24 protein-coding genes, 1 other RNA gene and 1 pseudogene are annotated in these 20,300 nt (G+C 60.1%); 13 read left to right on the forward strand and 13 right to left on the reverse strand.

What is annotated here, in order from left to right; translation table 11 throughout:
- The 6 genes from ACVOLQ_RS19780 to ACVOLQ_RS19805 all read left to right on the forward strand — a co-directional run.
- On the forward strand, positions 1-1,593 hold a 1,593-nt coding region (locus tag ACVOLQ_RS19780), incomplete at its 5' end, for a phage tail tape measure protein (protein ID WP_481529060.1).
- Positions 1,593-1,949 carry a hypothetical protein gene (locus ACVOLQ_RS19785; protein WP_481529061.1) on the forward strand — a complete coding sequence of 119 codons (357 nt, stop codon included), beginning with the start codon at positions 1,593-1,595 and terminating at the stop codon, positions 1,947-1,949. The genes ACVOLQ_RS19780 and ACVOLQ_RS19785, both read left to right, overlap by 1 nt.
- Positions 1,946-2,407, forward strand: coding sequence for a DUF1833 family protein (locus tag ACVOLQ_RS19790; RefSeq protein WP_481529062.1), 462 nt, complete (start codon positions 1,946-1,948; stop codon positions 2,405-2,407). The genes ACVOLQ_RS19785 and ACVOLQ_RS19790 overlap by 4 nt, the downstream gene beginning before the upstream one ends.
- Positions 2,408-2,575: 168 nt before the next feature.
- A complete protein-coding gene (locus ACVOLQ_RS19795; protein WP_481529063.1) occupies positions 2,576-2,968 on the forward strand; it encodes a peptidoglycan endopeptidase in 393 nt (130 codons plus the stop codon).
- Entirely contained in the window at positions 2,968-7,662 is a 4,695-nt protein-coding gene (locus ACVOLQ_RS19800) for a host specificity factor TipJ family phage tail protein (RefSeq protein ID WP_481529064.1), read from the forward strand. The genes ACVOLQ_RS19795 and ACVOLQ_RS19800 overlap by 1 nt, the downstream gene beginning before the upstream one ends.
- 13 nt (positions 7,663-7,675) lie before the next feature.
- Positions 7,676-8,056 (forward strand): hypothetical protein, encoded by a 381-nt coding sequence (locus ACVOLQ_RS19805; RefSeq protein WP_481529065.1) that lies wholly within the window; start codon positions 7,676-7,678, stop codon positions 8,054-8,056.
- A 14-nt stretch (positions 8,057-8,070) separates the two neighbouring features.
- Here ACVOLQ_RS19805 and ACVOLQ_RS19810 read toward each other — a convergent pair whose 3' ends face one another.
- The 5 genes from ACVOLQ_RS19810 to ACVOLQ_RS19830 form a co-directional block, all read right to left on the reverse strand.
- Entirely contained in the window at positions 8,071-8,313 is a 243-nt protein-coding gene (locus ACVOLQ_RS19810) for a hypothetical protein (RefSeq protein ID WP_481529066.1), read from the reverse strand.
- Between the two features lie 129 nt (positions 8,314-8,442).
- Positions 8,443-8,874 (reverse strand): BLUF domain-containing protein, encoded by a 432-nt coding sequence (locus ACVOLQ_RS19815; protein ID WP_481529067.1) that lies wholly within the window; start codon positions 8,872-8,874, stop codon positions 8,443-8,445.
- A gap of 203 nt (positions 8,875-9,077) precedes the next feature.
- Positions 9,078-9,788 (reverse strand): endonuclease, encoded by a 711-nt coding sequence (locus ACVOLQ_RS19820; RefSeq protein WP_481529068.1) that lies wholly within the window; start codon positions 9,786-9,788, stop codon positions 9,078-9,080.
- 414 nt (positions 9,789-10,202) lie between these two features.
- Complete coding sequence (locus ACVOLQ_RS19825; RefSeq protein WP_481529069.1) at positions 10,203-10,439, reverse strand: hypothetical protein; 237 nt, start codon at positions 10,437-10,439, stop codon at positions 10,203-10,205.
- Between the two features lie 998 nt (positions 10,440-11,437).
- Positions 11,438-11,731 (reverse strand): hypothetical protein, encoded by a 294-nt coding sequence (locus tag ACVOLQ_RS19830; protein ID WP_481529070.1) that lies wholly within the window; start codon positions 11,729-11,731, stop codon positions 11,438-11,440.
- Positions 11,732-12,228: 497 nt separating this feature from the next.
- On the opposite strand from ACVOLQ_RS19830, the gene ACVOLQ_RS19835 reads away from it, so the two are divergent.
- Entirely contained in the window at positions 12,229-12,576 is a 348-nt protein-coding gene (locus ACVOLQ_RS19835; protein ID WP_481529071.1) for a DUF488 domain-containing protein, read from the forward strand.
- Between the two features lie 6 nt (positions 12,577-12,582).
- Positions 12,583-12,690 (forward strand): annotated as a pseudogene (locus ACVOLQ_RS19840) (SOS response-associated peptidase family protein); the annotation flags it as partial.
- A 146-nt stretch (positions 12,691-12,836) separates the two neighbouring features.
- On the opposite strand, the gene ACVOLQ_RS19845 reads toward ACVOLQ_RS19840, so the two are convergent.
- Positions 12,837-13,181 (reverse strand): hypothetical protein, encoded by a 345-nt coding sequence (locus tag ACVOLQ_RS19845; RefSeq protein WP_481529072.1) that lies wholly within the window; start codon positions 13,179-13,181, stop codon positions 12,837-12,839.
- A 117-nt stretch (positions 13,182-13,298) separates the two neighbouring features.
- Between ACVOLQ_RS19845 and ACVOLQ_RS19850 the strand changes: the two genes are divergently transcribed.
- Positions 13,299-13,589, forward strand: a complete 291-nt coding sequence (locus tag ACVOLQ_RS19850) for a hypothetical protein (protein ID WP_481529073.1) — start codon at positions 13,299-13,301, stop codon at positions 13,587-13,589.
- A gap of 13 nt (positions 13,590-13,602) precedes the next feature.
- Here the strand turns inward: ACVOLQ_RS19850 and ACVOLQ_RS19855 are convergent, their stop codons facing one another.
- The 4 genes from ACVOLQ_RS19855 to ACVOLQ_RS19870 all read right to left on the reverse strand — a co-directional run bounded on the left by ACVOLQ_RS19855 (position 13,603) and on the right by ACVOLQ_RS19870 (position 16,679).
- On the reverse strand, positions 13,603-13,875 hold the full coding sequence (locus tag ACVOLQ_RS19855) for a hypothetical protein (protein WP_481529074.1): 273 nt from the start codon (positions 13,873-13,875) through the stop codon (positions 13,603-13,605).
- Positions 13,876-14,489: 614 nt separating this feature from the next.
- On the reverse strand, positions 14,490-15,686 hold the full coding sequence (locus ACVOLQ_RS19860; protein WP_481529075.1) for a tyrosine-type recombinase/integrase: 1,197 nt from the start codon (positions 15,684-15,686) through the stop codon (positions 14,490-14,492).
- Between the two features lie 181 nt (positions 15,687-15,867).
- Positions 15,868-16,221: a transfer-messenger RNA gene (ssrA, locus tag ACVOLQ_RS19865) on the reverse strand.
- A gap of 89 nt (positions 16,222-16,310) precedes the next feature.
- Positions 16,311-16,679 (reverse strand): DUF6713 family protein, encoded by a 369-nt coding sequence (locus ACVOLQ_RS19870; protein WP_481529076.1) that lies wholly within the window; start codon positions 16,677-16,679, stop codon positions 16,311-16,313.
- Positions 16,680-16,920: 241 nt separating this feature from the next.
- Here ACVOLQ_RS19870 and ACVOLQ_RS19875 point away from each other — a divergent pair, with 241 nt between their 5' ends.
- Positions 16,921-17,439, forward strand: a complete 519-nt coding sequence (locus ACVOLQ_RS19875) for a hypothetical protein (protein WP_481529077.1) — start codon at positions 16,921-16,923, stop codon at positions 17,437-17,439.
- Here the strand turns inward: ACVOLQ_RS19875 and ACVOLQ_RS19880 are convergent.
- Positions 17,436-17,855: a GNAT family N-acetyltransferase gene (locus ACVOLQ_RS19880; protein WP_313492964.1), complete on the reverse strand. Its 420-nt coding sequence runs from the start codon at positions 17,853-17,855 to the stop codon at positions 17,436-17,438. The genes ACVOLQ_RS19875 and ACVOLQ_RS19880 overlap by 4 nt on opposite strands.
- Positions 17,855-18,358: an SsrA-binding protein SmpB gene (gene smpB / locus ACVOLQ_RS19885; RefSeq protein ID WP_481529078.1), complete on the reverse strand. Its 504-nt coding sequence runs from the start codon at positions 18,356-18,358 to the stop codon at positions 17,855-17,857. Before smpB ends, ACVOLQ_RS19880 begins: the two co-directional genes overlap by 1 nt.
- A 50-nt stretch (positions 18,359-18,408) precedes the next feature.
- Here smpB and ACVOLQ_RS19890 point away from each other — a divergent pair, with 50 nt between their 5' ends.
- Both ACVOLQ_RS19890 and ACVOLQ_RS19895 read left to right on the forward strand, forming a co-directional pair.
- Entirely contained in the window at positions 18,409-18,837 is a 429-nt protein-coding gene (locus ACVOLQ_RS19890; RefSeq protein WP_313169864.1) for a type II toxin-antitoxin system RatA family toxin, read from the forward strand.
- A gap of 3 nt (positions 18,838-18,840) precedes the next feature.
- Positions 18,841-19,098: an RnfH family protein gene (locus ACVOLQ_RS19895; RefSeq protein ID WP_481529079.1), complete on the forward strand. Its 258-nt coding sequence runs from the start codon at positions 18,841-18,843 to the stop codon at positions 19,096-19,098.
- 21 nt (positions 19,099-19,119) lie between these two features.
- On the opposite strand, the gene ACVOLQ_RS19900 is transcribed toward ACVOLQ_RS19895, so the two are convergent.
- Entirely contained in the window at positions 19,120-19,512 is a 393-nt protein-coding gene (locus tag ACVOLQ_RS19900; protein WP_313169868.1) for an outer membrane protein assembly factor BamE, read from the reverse strand.
- Between the two features lie 104 nt (positions 19,513-19,616).
- On the opposite strand from ACVOLQ_RS19900, the gene fur reads away from it, so the two are divergent.
- A complete protein-coding gene (fur, locus tag ACVOLQ_RS19905; RefSeq protein ID WP_313170219.1) occupies positions 19,617-20,027 on the forward strand; it encodes a ferric iron uptake transcriptional regulator in 411 nt (136 codons plus the stop codon).
- Positions 20,028-20,300 lie beyond the last annotated feature (273 nt).

Genomic DNA, 20,300 nt, shown 5'->3' on the forward strand with positions numbered 1-20,300 from the left:
GACCATCCGCACCGCCCGCTCACGCACCTCGGGTGCGTACCTCGTCAATCTGTTGCTCATGGCTCCATCCTCTCAAGGTTTGGAGCCTCCGGGAAAGACGGGGCGATTCACACCGCGATGAAGCAAGTCAAGGAGCAGTCGAATCAAGTGAATCTCGCGTTTCAGGGGTTGAAGAACCAGGTGGCTGCCGAGCTCCTTCCTGAGTTCAGCAACCTCACAGCGTTCCTCGGTTCGGATCAAACCCGAAATGCGTTCGCGAGTATCAGCCAATGGGTGGCCGGAATCACTGGCGAGATGGCAAACGGCATCGTGATGGCTGTGAACTACATCAGCAGGCTGAGCGAGCTTCGGGCGTTGGATGCCGGTGGGCCAATGAGGGACGCAACAACTGACGCCCTGAATGAGCAGATGGCGGTTATCCAGCGGAGGCTGACTCTGGAGCGTCAAACCACTAGGGGATCGTTTGGCTTACCTCTTACTCAAGGACAAGAGGAACAGCGTCAGAAGCGAATCAATGATCTGATTGCTGAACGTCTTCGCCTGCAGCGGGAGGTAACAAAGCGCTACAAGCCACAGGTAACGCTTATTGACGCGGGGCAGATGCTTCCGGATTCCGCATTGAAGTCTGCAGGTTCCTCTCCGGGAACTTTCAGGGCAGTGATGCCCGACTCCGGTGCCTACAACAAGGTCAATCAACTGGCCGACGCCTACAAATCTGCCAATCAGCAGTTGGAGCGCCAGATAGCCCTCTACGGGGATACCTCCGAGCTGTCGAGGGTGAACTACGAGATCCAGAGCGGCGCACTTAAGGGCATCGATGCGGACATGCAGGCAGTGGTGCGCTCCAGCGCGTCTTACCTGGACATCCTCAAATCGATGGATGAGGTCGACGCCTACCAGGCGGAGGACGCCCAGAAGCTGGCCGACGCATTCGCTTCCATGTTCGGCATAGATGGCGAGTCCAGTTCGGCGGTCGAAGGATTCTTCGGTCAAATGACAGCCTTCGCCGAGCAAGCAGCCCGCAACATCCAGACCTATCTCGGGGACAGCTTGTACAACGTACTGGATGGGAATTTCGGCAGCATCGGCGATAGTTTCGTGGACATGCTCAAGCGGATGACGGCCGAACTGGCTGCATCGCAGATGCTGAAAATGCTGAGTCAGGGCATGTCCAGCTACTCGGGCAAGGGTAGTGGTTGGATCAATGCCTTAGGTGGGTTGATTGGCGGTGCCCGTGCGGGCGGTGGCCCTGTCGCCGGGGACAGCATCTATCGGGTTGGCGAAGGCGGCCGACCTGAGCTGTTCCAGCAGGGCGGCAAGTCTTATCTGATTCCCGGTGATACGGGCACGGTGCGTCCGATCACTGCAGGTCTGTCGAGTGCTGGTCCAGCTACTGGTAGCGGTGGAGGCGTCCAGGTCATCGTGAACAACAATGCTCAGGCAAGCGTCACCACGCGCGCGCAGACGGGGCATGGGAGCAATGGTGAATCTGTGCGTCAACTGATCATCGACATCATCTCGGACGACTTGGCCAGTGGGGGCAAGACAGCCATGGCGGGCCGCAGTCGGTTCGATTGGCCGGAGCGCGTCTGATGGCACAACTTCCGGAATACGTTGAAATCCGCTTCGCTGGATACGGCGAGACCTTTGACCCGTCCGTAGAAAGAACTGAGATGGAGCGGGGCGTACCGAAGGAGCGACTTATCAATTCTCAGGTGATGCAGGAGCTGGCGATGACTCTGCAGTTCAAGGGTGCCGCCAACCTGCAGAATTTTGAGGACTGGTACTTCGGCGAGATCAAGCGGATTGGATGGTTCCAGATGCCCCATCCGAGGACAGGACAAACGATCACCGCGCGATTCAAGGGCGGTTCGATTGGGACTCTCGTGCCACTTATACCGGGCTTCAAGCTGTCGACGCGAGATGTCGTCGTGGAGTACTTGCGATGAAAACATTCCTCGAACGCCGGCAGCGCGTCACCGACACTGCCGGGACGCTGCTGTTCCTCGAAGTCTCTGCGCCGTCATTCGGGGAGACCCTCCGAATCGTCAACGACACGCAGGACTGGACCAGCAATGGGGTGCTGTACATCGGCGTGCCCTTCGGCTTCAAACTGCCGGACGATGTGTCGGGCGGAGCGCCTCGCGCGGTTCTGACGCTGGACAACATTGGCCGGGGCATCACAGACGACCTGGAGAGCCTGCAGCCCTACGACGTCGTGCAAGCCAAGCTGATGATCAGCGATCGAGCAGACCCCGACGTTATCGAGCGGGTCTACATCCTGCCGATCACCCAGGTTTCCGTGAACACGAAGACGGCCACCGCGCAGTGCGGCTATGACGCAGTGATGCGTCAGCAGGCCGTGCGCCTGCGCTACAACCCATTTACCGCGCCGGGGGCGTTCTGATGAGGCGATCTGAGGCCGACACGCTAGTTGCGGCTGTGCGGAAGGAGCTGACCGGCATTGATGACACGGAGGTCTCAAGCGATTCAGGTTGGTGGGAAACATCAACTGGCGCGGAGTTCGGCGCTGAGCGTCTGGCCGCTGTAGTGGCCTTGATTGAGGGGATGGTCGATGCGACTGGCTTGCGTTGAGCGCTTCACCCTGCTGCCCTACGACGAGCAGACGTTCGACTGTGCCGACCTCGTTGCGCTGGTGCAACGGGATCTGTTCGGCCGGCAGATTCAGATGCCCGGGCACCGCCCACGCGGCGCGGAAGGGCAGGCCGCCATCGGGGAGCTGTCGAAGCCATACGCGCGACGAACGGAAACGCCGGACGACGGTGACCTGGTCCTGATGATCGAACACGGACACAAACGCCCCGGCCATGCCGGGGTTTTCTTTTATCTGGCCCACGAGGCGTGGGTTCTGCACGCGAACGAAAAGACCGGCTGCAGCATTCTGCACCGCGTCCGCGAGTTGCCCGACTTCGGGCTCAGGATTGAGGGCTATTACAGATGGGTCTGATGGAACTGCCGCGCACTGAGCCGGGCCAGCTGATTGTCACGCCACATCCGCTGCTGCTGGACGGGCAGCGCAACGTCGTGTGGGAGGCGCGGGCGGGAGAGAGCCTGTACGCGCTGCTGATGCGCAACGTGCCAGAGCTGGACGGCCAGCCCTGGGCAGTTGCAATCGGCGGCGTGCCTGTGGAGCGCCACCTTTGGCATTCCGTCTTCCCAAAGCAGGGGCAGGTAATCGAGGTTCGCGGCGGCGTGGGTAAGACGGCGCTGGCCGTCGTAGCGATGATCGCGCTGACCTACTTCACCATGGGCGCTGGTGCAGGCTGGATCGCCGGATCTTTTGGCGTGGCGGCAGGTGGCGCCGCCGCGGCAGTGATAGGGGCAGGGCTATTCATAGCAGGCTCAATGCTCATCAACAAAGTGCTCGCGCCGAAGCCCGCGAAGGCAGGGGGCCAGTCGCAGGACTCGGTCTATTCTCTGTCCGGTGCGCGCAACCAGCTTCGGCAGTACGAGCCTCTGCCCATGCTGTTTGGCCGTGTGCGCATCACGCCGGATCTGCTGAGCAAGCCCTACACCTGGTACGAGGGCAACGATCAGTACCTTGGCATGCAGTTGTGTGCGGGTATCAACGTGGGTCGCATTGAGGCGATCTACAACGGCGACACCCTGCTGAGCAGCTATGAGGGCGCCCGGGTCTACCACGCCGGCTACAGCCAGATGCCCGCAGAGCAGATCCCGCTCTACAGCAACGCCGATGTGACCGAAGGTGGCCAGTTGCTGGACACCAACAGCGACCCAAAGCACACCCCGAGCGCCTGGATCGAGCGCACCAGCTCCGCTGACACTGTGCGATTGATCGTAGGGCTGGAATACCAGCTCTATGACAAGAGCAGCAAAGGCAAGGACAAGAACAACACCGAGCGGGTTGAGGTCCAGTACCGCCCAACCGGAACCACTGGCTGGCTGCCGTTCGGCAGCTACACGATCACCAGCAGCAAGACCAAGGCCTATCGGGCCGGCTACGGAAAGGACGTCGCCCGGGGCCAATACGACGTCCGAGTGCGCACGGCAGGTCTGAACACCAATGGCAGCGGGGCGCAGGCTGCATTTACCTGGAGCACCCTGACCAGCGTTCAAGTGGACGAGGGCGACTACACAGGGCTGTCGCGCAGTGGCGTCCAGCTGAAGGCGACCGGCCAGCTCAATGGCACCCCTGACGAACTGCGTGCTATTGGCTATGCCGACCCGATTCCGGTCTGGGACGGTACGGCGTATCACACTGTGGAAACCAGCAACCCGGGCGCTCAGATCCTCGCTTACGCGCGAGGAATCGTTCGGGAGGGGCGTTTGCTGGGGGGCATGGCGCTCGATGAAGCGCAGATCGACGTTGAGTCGCTCAAAGCGTTCACCCTGCACTGCGAAGCGAACGGCTACGCGTACAACTTCTATATCAAGGACGCCCGAAACCACGAACAGGTGCTGTCGGCAATTGCCCTGGCTGGTTTCGGCCAGATCACCTGGGCCGGCGGCCGGCTGGGCGTTGTGTGGGCTGCCCAGGACCAGCCGCTGTCCGGCGTGGTCAACATGGGCACGATCAAGAAGGGGCAGTTCCAGATCGACTACAGCCTGAGCAACGCCGCTGACGGTATCGAATACACCTACGTCGATGGTGATACGTGGGAGACGAAGACCCTGCGCGTTCCTGCGCCTGGCGTGACCACCATGCTCAACCCGGCCCAAGTGTCGGGCGAAGGTGTCACCAGCGAGGCGCACGCGGCAGAGCTCGCACGGTGGCACCTTGCCCAGTCGCTGTACCAGTACAAGGACATCAGCTACAGCACCGACATTGAGCACCTGAGCTACCAGCGCCTGTCCCTCCTGGCGCTGCAGCACGACATGACGCAGTGGGGGTTTGGTGGTCGGGTCGTTGGGGCGGTGAATGACTCTGGGACCGTCACCCTGACCCTCGACGAGCCCGTGCCGGCGCCGACCAGCGGTGTTGCGTACATCGGCCTGCGCATTCCTGGCGAGCGAGTGTATCGGGTGCTGCGGGTCAAGCCATTCACTGGTGAGTCGAGCACCATCGAGCTGCTGGACGGTTGGCCATCCGACGCCGCGCTGCCGGGCGGCGTTGTGGACAATCCGGCGCACGACACGCTGTGGATTTACGACTTCAAGCAGACGCCGGGCTTGCGCGTCCGCGTTGTTGGGATTGAGCCAGAAAGTTACCTCAAGGGCGCGAGCGTTCGGGTGGTGGCGGAAGGTCCCGAGTTCTGGGTGTACGTGAAGACGGGCAACTATGTGCCGTCCCCGAACGAATCGCAGTTGCCGACGCGGCCTGTCGCTTCAAACCTGCGCATTACCGAGCAGCAGATCGCACAGGGCAATACCCTGTTCACCGAGCTGACCGCCACGTTCGATATCACCGGCCCAGTCGGCAATGTGCTGGTGCTGGCCGCGGGCCCGAATCAGGAGCTGCAGGAAGTCGCGCAAACGCAGACTCGGACGGCGACCTGGCGCATTCCACAGGCCGACGTGTACAGCATTGTGGTGCGCCCCTTCGCCCCCGATGGGACCGCGGGCGTGGCTGTGTCAGCTACCTACGCGACCGCAGGGGCAGACATCCCCCCGGTGCTGGTGGATCTGTTTGATGTGCAGGAGCTCAGCGGGGGTGTGCGCCTCTACACCTGGGGCTGGTTGGCCGAAACGATGCGCTCGGCTGACTTTGCAGGCGTTGAGATCCGCCACATCGCTGACCACGTCAGCGCGCCTGATTGGGACGCGATGACCCCAATCGGCGACACCGGATATCACTCGGCTGCATTTGAGGCGGTGATGCCGGCATCTGGCAAATGGACCTTTGCCTGCCGAAGCTGCAATACCAGCGGTGAACTATCCGTCGGCATGCGCATTGTCCAACGCACGCTCGGAAAGAACCTTGGGCAGAGCCTGGCGGATATCACGCTTGAGCAGGTCGCCCAGCAAGAAGCCATCGATGCCGCCCTTGCAGCGTCCCTCGCCGCCGAATTGAAGGCCGCCAAGTCGCTGGTACTGATGGGCGAGGAGTATGACGCGGCGAGCACGTACGTCTCGGGGGACGTTGTCTATTTCAACGGACGCATGTACCGCGCAAAGTCCGATGTTGAGATGGAGATGTCGCCGCCGGACACTGCTTACTGGGATGATGCCGGCACCGTTACTGAGGCTCAGTCGAGCACGTCTCGTGCGGTCAGCCAATTGCGCACTGACGTTGACGAGCAGGGCAACGAATTCGCCGCCGCTATCGACCAAGTTGAAAGCGGCATGGCAAGCGTTACGAGCGCTATCAAGGCTGTTGGTGGTGGTGGCAATTTGATTGCTAACGCCGACATGTCCGTTGACCTTTCGGGTTGGAATATTTCGTGGAATGACGGCGGTTGGCTTGGCCCAGCAAGAAACGCGGCAGGGGGTAACTACTATCCGCCAGGCGTTAACACCATATCGGCGTATCGTCCTGGTGTGACCGATCGCACTATGTACCTAGACATAGTGAACACAACACCTATTCCGGTGGCGGCAGGCAAAAGGTATTGTTTTTCAGCGTACATGAACCCGTCGCGCTGCTCCCAGCAAATATTCCTGGCATGGTTGGATGCTTCGGGCAATGTCATTTCGTACAGCCCTGCATCAGACTTTGTTAATCGTCACGGTGTGTCTTTACCCGGCAGCAACCTCGGTGTGAATTGGGTTCGAGGTAAGATAGTTGTTCTTGCTCCGACAAATGCGACCCGGGCACAACTAGTACTTAGAACAATGGCCGTCAGTGGGCAGGACACACCGTATCCGTTCTGGTGTCGCCCAATGTTCGAGGAAGTTGCACCATCGCAAGAGGAACCGTCCCCCTGGTCCATCGGTGGCCAGGAACAAGCGGCGTCCCAAACCGTAACGTTGGACGTGAACGGCTATATCAGCGGCACGCAGTCAATGAATGATGGAAAGCGCTCGTCGTTTTCAATCCTCGCGAATATCTTCCGTGTTATTAGCAGCGCAAGCAGTGGCCTTGAATGGCAAAACGGGTACTTGCGCGCTTATAGCGCCGGCATCCAACTCGTATTGGGTATCAACTTCGGTGCGGCGAGCAATCTGTGCTTCTGGTACGGGCCAAACGTCGGCGTGGGCAACTGCAACAAGTCCAATGGCACTATCTGGTTTGACAACACTGGTGGTGCCTACTTCGGCGGGTCGCTGTCCGCAGGCGTGAAGAAGAATGCGGTGCAGACAACGACCACGGTGACTGTCGGCACAGAGTTGGTGAATGGGCCCTTCGACACGAATGGCACCGTTCGCCAGGTCACGATCAGTTTCGGTCGCTCCACCAACTACGTTAGCAACGCTTTCGGAGCAGGTGGGTTTGTTGCCGGTGCTGGCGCCAACTCAGCATCGGTTGCTGTGTACCGAAAGATCGGCACCGCGGCAGAGACGCTGTGGCAAACAATGCCGGTCGGCGGGGGCATCAACATCTTCAACGAGGGGGATGCCCCCGATCGTGCAACGGCCTACTGGTCGGGCTCGATGACAATCAACGACACGTCACCCGCTGCATCGGCCGTTACCTATCGAGCGGTGATCACTGCCTTCGCATCCCAAGACATAAGCCACCCAGGCACGATCAACTCGATCACCACCACCCAAAACCTCTCGATCATCTCGGTGGAGAATTGATATGGAACCTCAGATGCAAGTAACCGGCACCGGCGACATTGTGCGTGTGTACGATGAACAGAACCGGGATGTTCTGATCGGCCGTCGCCTCGAGGTGCTCTTTGAGCCAAGTGTCGACGGCAGTCCTAGCTTCGACGGGAAGTTGATCTGGCATACCGAGTGGCAGCACTGGATGGGGGATGTTCTGCGCGGCACGTCCCTCGGGCCACGCATCGAGCGCAGCATTGCGCAGGTGGCGGCAGGGGAGTTCGGCGGTGTGCCGGGGATGGATGTCATTGCCATGGTGAAAGCGGCCTATGTGGCGCATGCAGCGGAGGTCCTCGGAATTGACCCCGGCGCTGCCAATAGAGCGACTTCGCCGGAAGGGGACGATGCCGCTAGAGCTGATCTCTGACCACAGCCCTTGTATTACTGAACGACGAGGGCCCAGTTAGGACCCTTGTCGTCGTATCTGTAGAGAAAACCAGCGTGATCTATTTGGATCGCAATCCGTCCTTCCGAGTTGACCACGCGGCCGATCCCCAACATGCTTTGCGAGACTGGGGCCAGCTGGGAAGATCGCTCTATTTTTTCGGCCATGCTGGGTCCTGAGGATTCCACCACGCGCAGCTCCCCGCCGGGGCCCTGCAGGAACATTTGAATTTTTGGCATGGTTACTCTTGGTGGGTCTGGACTGAAGGGCTGCAGATGGCAGTTTGCCAACACCCCGCCGATCTTAAGGAAACGGCGGGGGCATTGGACGATTCGAAGCTCGAAAAGAGCTTCTTGCGACCGGGAAGTTCAGTCGGAGCGCATCTCGTTCCAGAACTGAATCAAATCTTGAAGAACTTCTGGTGGTTCCACGTCGTGGTATTCGCCGACATATAGAGCCTCACGACGCCACTCTTTCGTGCAGAATTTTTGGAGGATGCTGCTGTCTGCTCTGCTACAGGCCATATACCACTGACGGAAATAGGTCGCTTCAACTCGACCGTTGAAGAGCTCCTCTATCCGAGCATGCTTTGAGGATTCCTGTATGCGGGAGTAGACTTTGCTTACGCCGTAGTCAGGCCCTTCCAAGTACTGAAAGAACCGGCTTCCATCGTAAAGTAAGACTCCGGTCACACCTTCGATCTGGTTCCTAGCGCGAGCGTCGATCAACAGCAGATCAATATCTTCTGTTGTCAGGCCTGCGACTGCAGTGCTCGCATAAGCAATCGCGTGATAAGGCATTCTTTTGTTCCGGTGGTGGCGATTTCGTAGGTGCCGAGAGTGGCACATTCTCGCCGTTCATGTGTGTTTATTTCGGTGCCGGTCTGCTGCGGCCGAAAAAGCGTTGCATTTGCAGCTGATCGCGCTGCGGCTCTTGGCCAGGTGGTACTGCGACGGAGCCCCCACCCTTCCCCGTGACAGGCTAACGGCGCAGCGATCCATAGCTAAGGTAGTTCGATGAGCTCTACCGTCTTGGATATGAGTGGCTTCACCAATATTTTGTAGCCATCACGATCGAAGCCAGCGGCCGGTTTGGACAGCTCTTTCGCGGCGGCCTGGTCGGACGCGCTTCCGAGATAGGACCAGTTGCGGACCACGTGAATCTGCTGCAGGTCGGGGGAGCGTTCAATGATCCCGATGGCGCCAGGGTAGGGCCATGCTTGGACATGGCGTTCGACAAGGGCGGAGAGAAGGCGATGTCGATGCGCATCCTCGGTCTCTTTTCCGCAACAAACTCCAAGGCACCTACGAATCGAGTGGCGAAAGCAGGGGCGTCCGGCCGGCAGCTTCTCGATAGCAAGCCGGCTGTAGCAAAGCAGGTGATCGTCGGCGATAGCTCGCAGGCCTTCGATGGCGGCAAACCTGCTTGCGAACAGGCCATAACTGGGCGCACCACCCACCTCGTGGACGTTGGCAATGGTGAGCTCACCATGCTCAAACTTCAGTGTGCACAGTCTCCGGCTACGCCTCAGACGATGGTTGTACAGTGGTTGGTGGAGTTTGACTTGTTGCGCTTCGAGTAGCTGAGCGCCGATATCGCCAGCTGTGCGAATGAATGAGAATCTGACAGTTGAACTGTTCAGTCGAGCATCATTTGCGGATCTCAGATGGTCGAGGACGCGAGTGCGGATATGGATGCTCTTGCCGATATACAAGGGCACTCCGCCGTTTCCATGAAAGGTGTACATGCCAGGCGCATTAGGGAGAGCGCGGGCGAGTGCACGTAGGTCTGTTAGTGATGCCATTGAAGATGAGCCTAGCGCTCGTCTCTCGTTGCTGCAGCGTAGGTTTGTTCAGGTGTGCGAGTGAGCGCAAGTAGAACTTTGGTATGTGCCTTCGAGACAGAGCTGACGTTGGCTTACAGAGCCGCTTGGATGACGGTTACCAGCACCGCACCAAGTCCGGTGCAAAAGACGGATATCCAAAGCGAAGGTCGGCGGTAGTGAGATCGCGCGGTATTCATGCAGCCTCCACGAACTAGCCTATGAGGCCTAACGCTATCCTGAGGAGGGTGAAGTTGATGTGTCGTCGCTGGCCTGATCAAAGCCCGGCGTGAGCCGGGCCCAAGGTCACCCAATTACTAAACTCCAATGGATCTCGGAATCGGGATACTTGAACCGAAATCCATCGTAATCCGTTTGAATGGCAATTTTTCCATTCTCATCCACCAAGGTCTTCACCTCGATTTCTGAGATCGAACGATCCCTGATGCGGATGCTGTCAACGCTTCCAGTAAACAATCGCTTGTTTTGGTGGGAAAGTATGCTCACCGCGCGACGCTCTTGGCCCGGTCCTTCCAGATACATTGCGACTGACCCCATCGAAATTCTCCCTCTGATTGGTTCTAGGCACCGTCGGTGCTGGCGGACTGCAATCATTTCTTCATCTATGTGAAATCCCAGTCATTTCAGTGGATGGTGTTCAGCTTACGTATAGGCTGTGGACCTCGGTCGGCGGGGGAGCGGAGTTCCAGCTGATGACTCTCGGGAGTACGCAGCCTTTGTCGTCCCAAGGCTCGGCCCAATCCATGGAACTTGGAGGTCACTACTTGACTGTCTTACGGTGAGCCAATAGTTTAGAGAAAGCAGGAATCATTGCCGTTTTTCATTAAAAAACGGGCCGTCCTGTTGCGCCGCGAGCCCAAACTCCGGCCCGCCGGCCGCGCATTTCTAATGCGTGTGTGACGCCCGCAAGGCTCGTCGTGGTGCCGGCATCTAATGCGAATAGCGATCTCAATTTGAACATCGCGCGATGCTGCGGATGAGTCGCGTCAGGTTTTTCCTTACTGTTTAGCTTATGGTCAAAACGGTATGCTGTAGTGCAGCAGCACAGGTTTTTAGATGGCTGTCCGCTCTTGGAAGCTTTGTAGAACAAGGATGATCGCCGATGATGCCGACCATAGGTCAACATGTTCGTTCGCGCTTCGATAGGCGCCGTAGTTTATTTCTTCAAGTCGTGTTCGCAGTCTCTGCATTCGCTGTAGCTGCCTCTTGTGGTGTCATGGCAGTTAGCGGGCTCCTGCAGGGCCAAGTTCGAATTTTCGGTGGAGGATTGCATGAGACGCTCAAGTGGAGCGAGCATTCCTTCGCCTTCGTCTCGATGATTGTCCTTTGGGCTGGTACGGGGATAATTTTTTTCCGAATGGCCCTGAGCAGGAACTGACGTAGAGGCTGTCAGTTCCTAGGCGGCTGGCCGATCGCTCTCTCTTTGCCGCGGTGCCCTTGAATTGACCGCCCCGTCGTCCGCGGGCATCATGTCGCGCACTACTGGGGAGTAGCACCGGAGCCCGGTTCGCCGGGCTTTTTTAGTGGGAACTTGGGACAACTAACCGTTTCCCCCCAAGCGGATCTCGTCCGCGGATAATGTCACGCTGCTCGATGGCGCCTACCTGGCTTTGTACGCGATGCAGTAATGAATCAATCGAAGCTGAAATTATTGCTGCATTGGGAAGGCCTTCGGCGGCTGCGAGGGTCTGGCCAGCAAGCAGCCCGATCTCATGCAGTCGGACGGTCCGTTCAGCTTGGGACAAGCCATGGGCGTGCGTGATCAGCTCGCAGGCAATCCCCTCCAGTTTGTTGCGCAATTCCGAGTAGTGCATTGCGGCCCCCCCCCTGCGGCTTGTAGTCCAACGGAGTATGCCCGTGCCCCTTCTGTGCGCCGTGAAGGTGAGGAGCGGGTCTTCGGATCGGCGTGCGTGCACTATTCGATCGCAGCGGGATAGCGCAGATTGGCCTGCAAAGGAACTCTGCCTGGCCATCTGGCACCTACAAGAATCGCGGGTCTTCCTTCGCCCACTTCCGGAATGCGGCTCTCATTTCGTCGTTTGCGAGGTGTCGGTCGCACCCTTCTCTAGCGGTTGCTTTGTCCAGGATCGTTGTGTAGTTGATCCAGAAACCATCGCCCGTTCCATACCGCTCAAATGCCCTGCGCAGCTCTGCCAGCTCTGCAGGGGTCAGGCAGGTTGTAGTAGCCGAATCGATCATGGACGGCACCTGAGTCCTTGGTGGCAAAATCGTAGCACCGGTCGGCTGGAAATGTTCACCATGGCTCTGATCCGGACAGTAGTGTTTCCTTTGCCACCGCAAGGAGAGGGCTATGGATGTGATGCTGAAGCGAGCTTATGAGGAACCAAGGGCTGACGATGGCTATCGGGTTCTTGTGGACCGACTCTGGCCGCGCGGGCTTTCCAAAGCAAATGCCAAGATCGATATGTGGCTCAAGGAGGTTGCCCCATCAACCGAGCTGCGCAAGTGGTTTGCGCACGACCCGGAGAAATGGACGGAGTTCAAGCGTCGCTACCGCCAGGAGCTGAAAGGCAACTCAGCATGGCCGGAGCTTCAGGCCGTGGCCAGGGAGAAGCAGCTCACGCTTGTGTACGCTGCCAAGGACGAGCTACACAACGAAGCGGTGGTGCTCAGGGGGTTGTTGGGGCGCAATGCTTAGGGGCTTCAGCGCATCGAGGCTTGGCTCAACCCGGACGCGGCCGACCTGCAGGCGCTGTACGCGATCTTCGACGACAAGCGGCATCCGTTCTACGAGCACAAGATCGCTGCCTGACGCTCGAGTGAGCAATCGCAGGACTGTCGGCGTCCACCTGAAATGCCACCCTGTTCCTGCAGGCGTACTCCTGCTCCGTGGCAAGGATGGCGCGGATTGGCTGGTTGATCGCCGCCGGCATGCAGCCCCCTGTGTGCCGGCGACCCTTAGCGTTTGCGCCGGCGGGGCTTCCTCGCCGGGACGTACACGGCCTGGTCGCTGCGCGCCTCATGGGCGTAAGTAGCCTGGTAGGTGGAGACAGCCAAGCCGTTGTAGAGATCCACAATCTCGCGCTCCCACCGACGCGCCCAGGCTTCGACGAACCGCTTGGCCTGCGCCGAATCGTCGTGGAACGAGTGCGTCATATGCCGGGTATGCAGCTTGCGGGTGCAGCGCACGTGGCCATTCGACAAGGGGAATAGAGTGGCGATTGCTCGGTCGCGCAGGACAAGTGCTTGCCCGTCGAAGTGGTCGCGCCAAACAAACGGGGCGGGTAGGGAGGTGGTTGCCATAGCCGAATGATCCGGCCGCCGCGGCTCACTGGCTGAGATCGACTATCTCAACGGCTTTGGAGGGTGGTGGACAGGCCAGTTCCCAGCTTTTGAGACAGAGAGGGTCCACAATGGGCCATGCTTCCCAACGACTTCAAATGGGCCAAGGTCGCTGACTTCGAAAGCCAGCTGACGGCCATCTACGTCAACGACCTGGCCGTCTCCCGGCTGGTTGAACGGCTGGACGGGTCGTGGTTCGTCAACCTGGACTATCACTTGCCTCCACCAGAAAGGGCTGTTCTGCATCCGGCGCGGCCCTGCCAGAGCTACGTGACCGGCAGGGCGGGCTGCGAGGAGTGGGTGCGGAGGCATGAAGCCAGGCTGCGAAGTGAAACCGCCGTAATCGCGCAGAAGAAGTGGGGGCGATGACGGTCTCATACAGTCAATCAGCGGGAGTGCAGTTTCTCGCGTCTATCCAGGCCTGCACAGCAGAAACGTCGGCCGGGTTTTCAACAACCAGCGACCAAAGAGCCGCTGGAGCAGTCGGGCCACCATCGCCGTGATCCTGGTCAGGCCCGATTCCATGAACTGCAACGAACCACTCTCCTGCCGCACCTATGCGGGCTAGTTCGCGTTCGACCTCTGCCCGCAAAGAGGCGATCACAAGCATCACGCTGCCGTAGAACTTCAGCGGCACTTCCAATTCTGTAAGCATGTTCTCAACCTCTCTGAGTGAGGTTTCAGCCTATCAGCGGACTCCGCAAATAGATGCTGTAACAAAGCCGAAATAGTCATCTTAGAGACAGTTAGCAGCATGTTCGCGTTTCGGGAATTTCAGCGCTACGTCACGTTCCGCTTGGACAACACATTACGTCCAGCATCCCTGGCAGTCGTAACTCGCTGTCATGGAGCGGTCCGTCTCCAGTCCCCGAGGGCCTCCACGCATCGATCTGCGTCAGCCGGCCGGCCCGCGAGGTGAAAGTGCCGAGCTAAGCTCGGCACTGCAGGCGAACGACAATTCGGACCGCAAATTGTTCCTCGATCTATTCCGGCGGGGAGTGCCGAGCCAAGCTCTGCACTCCCTTCAGCCAGCGTTGGCGGCGTCGCGATCGGTGCGATTGACCGGCGTCAGTATTGGCCCATGACGACGACAAGCAGGAAGGCCCAGTGGGCACGAAAGCGGGCGGCATCACTGTGGGACCAAGCCCGGCAGGTGGACGCGGCAGCGTCTGGCGATTGGCGATCGAGGCGCCTGTGCAGAGCCGGCGCCGACAGGCTGCGGCGTGAGGCTGCCAAGTTCGAGGCGATGGCTGCCCGCTGGGAGGGCGACTATATGGACTTGGCCGGCTGAGCCCGCAGCTTGTCCAGGTATTCAGCCCATTCCTGCATCATCCTCCTGCGTTCCGGCAGGTGTGATGTCCGGTTGTAGGACCGGCCATTCGGGTCGCGTACTTCATGCGCCAGCTGGTGCTCGATGATGTCGGGCCTGAAGCCCAGTACCTCGTCCAGGATCGTGCGGGCCGTGGCGCGGAATCCGTGGCCAGTAACCGTGCCGGTCTCGTAGCCCATGCGGCGCAGCGCAGCCGTCACCGCGTTCTCTGACATCGGCCTTTCGCGCGACCGGGCAGAAGGGAACACGTAGCGACCGCGGCCGGTGAGCGGCTTGATCTCCTCCAGCACCGCCAGCACCTGGTCCGACAGCGGCACCAAATGGGGTCGGCGCATCTTCATGCGTGACGCCGGGATGGTCCAGGTCTTCGCGTCCATATCGAACTCGGCCCATTCGGCCTGCCGCAACTCACCTGGGCGCAGGAAGACCATAGGCGCCATTTGCAGTGCACACCTGACGACCATTGTGCCGCTGTAGCCATGCATTGCCCTGAGCAAGGGCGCGAGCTCGTCGGGGTCGGTGACCGCGGCGAATGAATTGTCAGGCGGCGAGGCGAGGGCGCCGCGCAGGTCGGCGACTGGGTTCCGCTTGGCCCTGCCGGTGGCGATGGCGTAGCGCATGACCTGGCCGCAGTTCTGCATGATGCGGTGAGCGGACTCAATCGCCCCGCGCCCTTCGACACGCCTGGCCACGGCCAGAAAATCGGTAGCCTCCAGCTCTGCTGCCGGCCGGCTGCCGATCCACGGGAACACGTCGTTGTCCAGCCAGGCTGCAACCTTGATCCGGTAGCTCTCCACCCACTGTCGCTTTGTCAGCCATTCCCGGCCGATCACCTCGAAGGTATTGGCGCCCAGTTCGGCGCGGGCAGCGGCTGCCGCCTTCTTGTGCTCGCCGGGGTCGACACCTCTGGCCAGCAACTGGCGGGCGTCCTCGCGGCGCTGGCGGGCTAGGGCAAGCGGGACATCGGGGTAGATGCCCAGGGCGAGGAGCTTCTCCTTGCCGGCTATGCGGTACTTCCAGCGCCAGTAGCGCGCACCGGTCGGCTGAAGCAGCAAGTACAGGCCGCCGCCATCAGAGAGCTTCAGGGGTTTGTCACCGGGCTTGGCGCGGCGAATTGCGAGATCGGACAGGGGCATGTGGACTCGGGCGGTATTGGGGGTATCGACTCCGGGGTAACCCCCAGATACCCCATGTTGTACCCCCACCGTCGCATAGACTGAAACGCACAACAGCGCACAGACGCGGACACAAAAAAGGCCGGAAACCCGTGCTGCTATTGGGTTTCCGGCCTGATCGGGACCTTGACGGCCCATCTAATGGTGGAGGTGGGCGGAATTGAACCGCCGTCCGAAGGCACTCCATCCCCGGCACTACATGCTTAGCTCACCGTTGGGTCTCGTCCTGTGGCAGCACGGTGTGCAAAGCGCACCCCAGGACCAGCCTGTTTTGGTTAAGCCGTGACTGACAGGCAGCCGTCACAGCCGGTTCCGTGATAATGACCCTACATCCACGAGCACGGGCACAAGTGGGTTCGGGGCTTACGCCTTAAGCGGCGAGAGCGTAGTTGTCGTCGTTGGCAACTAGAGTTTTGCAGCTGGATTTACGAGGAAAGCTACCCCCTCGGCATGCGCCAAGCGACTTCACAACCCCCGTCGAAACCAGTGCACCCCCGGTAAGACGTTGATTCATGAGGGCTCTGGACGATGTTCTGACCACAGCCTCGCTGACGAAACGAATGCTACAGGGAAAACCCTGAACAGTCACCCGCGTGAATTTGGATTTTGCCGGGCTTTCAACAAAAGGCCGGCGCCGCTTGTCAGGCAGGTGACGATGGTCACGACCGAAAGTGGGAGGCCGAACTGGTCGTTCCCCGCAGCGGCAAAGCCGGCATGGAGCAGGGCGGTAAGTACGCCAATGCCGCCACAGAGCAGGGCATAACGCCTTGCTTGGGGCGTGCGGAGCGTGGCTTGCCGGTAGCCGTGGAGCAGCAGACCAACTGCAAGCGTGTTGAACAGCAGAAAGCCTTGAATGCCGCCGGGCACATGGAACATGTCCCATTCGTGCCAGTAGGCGGCATCTATCTGATGAACGATCAGCGACAACAGCGTTGCGGTGTACCAGCGATCCATCGTCAAAGAACTCCTTGGTGGGGCGCTAGTCTAGGCAACCATCTCCATGACTACTTGCGGCTGCGCATCAACTTGAACACGCAGAGTGAGACTTAACGCCGTGCCGACCTTTCTGCGACGTCCGCCGACGGACCATGGTGGCCATCACGTTTACGAGCAGAGGGTTGGGATGCAGCAGCGCGATCCGCGCAACCTGCGATTGTTGGCGGCTGGAGTCGGGGCCGGGTTTCGGCAACGGGCGTTGGCGCCTGTTCTGCTTTACGTGTTGCTGATGGGTGTGGTGTTGATCGCGGCGTGGCTTGGACATGGCTATTGGCCACAGTTTGCGCCGCTGGTGCTGTTGTTGTGTGGCGTGCTGCTGGGCCGGGTTAGGCAGGTGCGCCGGCGTTGGTTGGGCGTCTATCTGTTGGCTGCTGTTTTGCTTTTGTTGTTGCAGTCGCCTTGGTCCGGGCTCGCGCCTGCGGGTGTCGAGCGGGTAGCTATTGTGGCGATGGCCTTGGGTTTGGCGCAGATGGTGGTGCATACCGGGCGGGTGCTGCGGTTTGCGCGCGCGCTGCAGTCACAGGTTGATGATCTGGACGATGCCGCGATTCTGGCCATGTTGCCGCCTGAGGCTGCCGAGGATGCGCGGCAGTGGTTGGGTGGCGATGATCGCAAAGCGCCTGAGTTGGGCGAGGTGGTCAACCTGAGCGTGTTGTACGCGGCCTTGCAGTCACCCGGAACCCGGCGAAGCGATCTGCGCCGGATATTGATGGGTTAAAGCCTCTTGCGCAGGTAGATACGCTCATGGCCGGGCGGAAAATCGGGCAGGCGGCCGAAGATCTCGTAGCCGTGGCGAAGATAAAAACCTTCGGCCTGCCAGTCGAAGGTGTCCAGTACTACGCTGTGTGCGCCTGCGGCTTTGGCCTGTTGCTCGGCCTCCAACAGTAATTGGCTGCCTAATCCCTGGCCCTGCAGTTCCGGATCAACCCACAGCACATGGATGGCAAGCCAGCCTGCACAGATGTCGCCGAGTAGGCCGGCGCAGGCTTTGCCGTTTGCGTCATGGATGGCCAGCTGCAAGGGCAGCTCGTCGAAGCCATTGCCGCTGGCCTTGCGATTGAAGGCCAGCAGCTGCGAACAAAGCGCCTGCGCATCCTGCGCGCTGGCGACCTGCATCGCGCGCTGCGTCAACATCAGGCGTTGCGGTTGTGCGCACGCATCGCGCGCTGCTTTTCGCGGGCCCAGTCGCGTTCCTTGGCGGTGTCGCGCTTGTCGTGGTTCTGCTTGCCCTTGGCCAGTGCGATCTCGAGCTTGATCTTGTTCTTGCTCCAGTACATCGCGGTGGGCACCAGCGTGTAGCCGTCGCGCTCGACGCGGCCGATCAGCTTGTCGATCTCGCGACGGTGCAGCAGCAGTTTGCGCTGCCGGCGGTCTTCCGGAATGGTGTGGGTGGATGCCTGGATCAACGGTGTGATCTGCGCGCCGATCAGGTAGATCTCGCCGTCCTTCACATAGGCGTAGGCGTCGGTCATGTTGCCGCGGCCGGCGCGGATGGCCTTGACCTCCCAGCCCTGCAGCACCAGGCCCGCTTCGACCCGTTCTTCCAGGTGGTATTCGTGGCGCGCGCGCTTGTTCAACGAGATGGTTTTGTCGGCCTTCCCGTTCTTTGCTTTATCCTTGCTGTGTTTCGTGCTCATTTCCGTATTGTCTCCGATTCGGGGGCTCCCCGAACACTTTCTGTATTGCCATGACTACCATTCGTCGCAGCGCGCTGGTCGAACACTCCGCCGAGCGCATGTTCAACCTGGTCAATGATGTTGCCGCCTATCCCGGGCGGTTCCGCTGGTGTGACAAGGCGGAGATCCTGGAGCAGGGCGAGGATCGCCTGGTGGCCCGGTTGGATCTGGGCCTGGGCTCGTTCCGTACCTGGTTCATGACCGAAAACAGCTTGCGACGCCCGCACAGCATCGATATGAAGCTGCGTGATGGCCCGTTCAAGCGCCTGCATGGCCGCTGGGAGTTCCATTCCCTGTCCGAAAGCGCCTGCAAGGTCAGCCTCGAGCTGGAGTTTGAGCCGACCTCACGCCTGCTGGGTCCAGCCCTGGCGCTGGGATTCCAGGGCTTGGCCGACCGCATGGTCAACGATTTCGTGCGCGTGGCCGACCAGGAGCCCTGAGCGATGCGTGTGGAAGTGGTGCTGGCCTGGCCGGGCCGTTACCAGCAGCGGCAGCTTGAGCTGCCTGAGGGCTGTACGGTCGCCGATGCGGTGGCCGAGGCGGCGCTCGACGGCGCTGCGGAAGCGGTGGCAATGGCGGTGCACGGCGTGCTGGCGCGTCCTCAGCAGTTGCTGCAGGAAGGTGACCGGGTGGAGTTGCTGCGTCCTTTGCTGGCCGACCCCAAAGAAAATCGCCGCCGGCGAGCGCGCGGCGGCGATTGATCTTGCGGCGGGTGCGCTGGATCAGCGGCCGCCCTTCTTCTTGTCCTTGGCCAGGTTGCGGCCGAACTGGCGCACGCTGTTGCGGGCGAGGTCGGCATCCTGGGTCGGGAAGTAGTCGCCTTCCCAGCGGGTGACCTGGTCATTCTCGAAGAACACGGTGAAGTTCTTCACCTCGGTCTTGCCCAGGCGGTTCACGCGCTGGCTGGCGGTGTAGTCCCAGCGCTGGGCGTGGAACGGGTCGGCAATGGACGGCGTGCCGAGCAGGGCATTGACCTGCTGCTTGCTTTGGCCGACCTGCAACTGCGCCACGGACTGTTCACGGATCAGGTTGCCCTGATAGATGGGCTGCTTGTAGATGATGCCGCAGCCAGTAGTGGACAGGGCGACAACGGCGATCAACAGGAGGTTGCGCATTAGCTAGGGCAGTTGAGGAAATCGGGTCGATGATACACTCCCCGGCACCCAGCGCGATCTGACCGGAGATAACTGGCGTTAAACCGCCAATGAACACGATGGCTATGGAATCCAATGACCTGCGCAAAGTCGGCTTGAAGGTAACGCATCCGCGGATGCGCATCCTTGCCTTGCTTGAACAGAACACCCCCCACCAACACCACCTCACGGCCGAGGACATCTACCGCCAGTTGCTTGATTGCGGTGATGAGATCGGGCTGGCCACGGTTTACCGTGTGCTGACCCAGTTCGAGGCGGCGGGGCTGGTCCTCAAGCACAATTTCGAAGGCGGCCAGGCGGTTTACGAGCTGGACCGCGGCGGCCACCACGACCATATGGTGGACGTGGACTCGGGCAAAATCATCGAGTTCGAAAGCCCGGAAATCGAGGAACTGCAGCGGAAGATCGCGGCGGAGCACGGTTTTGAGCTGGAAGAGCACTCGTTGGTGCTCTACGTGCGTAAAAAGCGTAAGTAAGGCGTTGGCGGCGCAGCCTCTGGGCTGTTGCTGCTGAATTGAAAACACCGGCCAATGGCCGGTGTTTTTGTTTGTGTCCGGCCCTATGCCAAAGGCCAAGGGCTGGGATGTAGTGCCGAGCCATGCTCGGCAGGGGCTTTCCCAAGGCACTGTCAGGTCTGTTGTAGTGCCGAGCCATGCTCGGCAGGGGCTTTCCCAAGGCACTGTCAGGTCTGTTGTAGTGCCGAGCCATGCTCGGCAGGGGCTTTCCCAAGGCACTGTCAGGTCTGTTGT

This window comes from Stenotrophomonas sp. STEN031 (genome assembly GCF_056759975.1).

Bases quoted from the DNA above. Each gene is read 5' to 3' on its own strand.
- ACVOLQ_RS19785 (WP_481529061.1), top strand. From the start codon at position 1,593: ATGGCACAACTTCCGGAATACGTTGAAATCCGCTTCGCTGGATACGGC.
- ACVOLQ_RS19790 (WP_481529062.1), top strand. From the start codon at position 1,946: ATGAAAACATTCCTCGAACGCCGGCAGCGCGTCACCGACACTGCCGGG.
- ACVOLQ_RS19795 (WP_481529063.1), top strand. From the start codon at position 2,576: ATGCGACTGGCTTGCGTTGAGCGCTTCACCCTGCTGCCCTACGACGAG.
- ACVOLQ_RS19800 (WP_481529064.1), top strand. From the start codon at position 2,968: ATGGAACTGCCGCGCACTGAGCCGGGCCAGCTGATTGTCACGCCACAT.
- ACVOLQ_RS19805 (WP_481529065.1), top strand. From the start codon at position 7,676: ATGCAAGTAACCGGCACCGGCGACATTGTGCGTGTGTACGATGAACAG.
- ACVOLQ_RS19810 (WP_481529066.1), bottom strand. From the start codon at position 8,313: ATGCCAAAAATTCAAATGTTCCTGCAGGGCCCCGGCGGGGAGCTGCGC.
- ACVOLQ_RS19815 (WP_481529067.1), bottom strand. From the start codon at position 8,874: ATGCCTTATCACGCGATTGCTTATGCGAGCACTGCAGTCGCAGGCCTG.
- ACVOLQ_RS19825 (WP_481529069.1), bottom strand. From the start codon at position 10,439: ATGTATCTGGAAGGACCGGGCCAAGAGCGTCGCGCGGTGAGCATACTT.
- ACVOLQ_RS19830 (WP_481529070.1), bottom strand. From the start codon at position 11,731: ATGCACTACTCGGAATTGCGCAACAAACTGGAGGGGATTGCCTGCGAG.
- ACVOLQ_RS19835 (WP_481529071.1), top strand. From the start codon at position 12,229: ATGGATGTGATGCTGAAGCGAGCTTATGAGGAACCAAGGGCTGACGAT.
- ACVOLQ_RS19845 (WP_481529072.1), bottom strand. From the start codon at position 13,181: ATGGCAACCACCTCCCTACCCGCCCCGTTTGTTTGGCGCGACCACTTC.
- ACVOLQ_RS19850 (WP_481529073.1), top strand. From the start codon at position 13,299: ATGCTTCCCAACGACTTCAAATGGGCCAAGGTCGCTGACTTCGAAAGC.
- ACVOLQ_RS19855 (WP_481529074.1), bottom strand. From the start codon at position 13,875: ATGCTTACAGAATTGGAAGTGCCGCTGAAGTTCTACGGCAGCGTGATG.
- ACVOLQ_RS19860 (WP_481529075.1), bottom strand. From the start codon at position 15,686: ATGCCCCTGTCCGATCTCGCAATTCGCCGCGCCAAGCCCGGTGACAAA.
- ACVOLQ_RS19870 (WP_481529076.1), bottom strand. From the start codon at position 16,679: ATGGATCGCTGGTACACCGCAACGCTGTTGTCGCTGATCGTTCATCAG.
- ACVOLQ_RS19880 (WP_313492964.1), bottom strand. From the start codon at position 17,855: ATGTTGACGCAGCGCGCGATGCAGGTCGCCAGCGCGCAGGATGCGCAG.
- smpB (WP_481529078.1), bottom strand. From the start codon at position 18,358: ATGAGCACGAAACACAGCAAGGATAAAGCAAAGAACGGGAAGGCCGAC.
- ACVOLQ_RS19890 (WP_313169864.1), top strand. From the start codon at position 18,409: ATGACTACCATTCGTCGCAGCGCGCTGGTCGAACACTCCGCCGAGCGC.
- ACVOLQ_RS19895 (WP_481529079.1), top strand. From the start codon at position 18,841: ATGCGTGTGGAAGTGGTGCTGGCCTGGCCGGGCCGTTACCAGCAGCGG.
- ACVOLQ_RS19900 (WP_313169868.1), bottom strand. From the start codon at position 19,512: ATGCGCAACCTCCTGTTGATCGCCGTTGTCGCCCTGTCCACTACTGGC.
- fur (WP_313170219.1), top strand. From the start codon at position 19,617: ATGGAATCCAATGACCTGCGCAAAGTCGGCTTGAAGGTAACGCATCCG.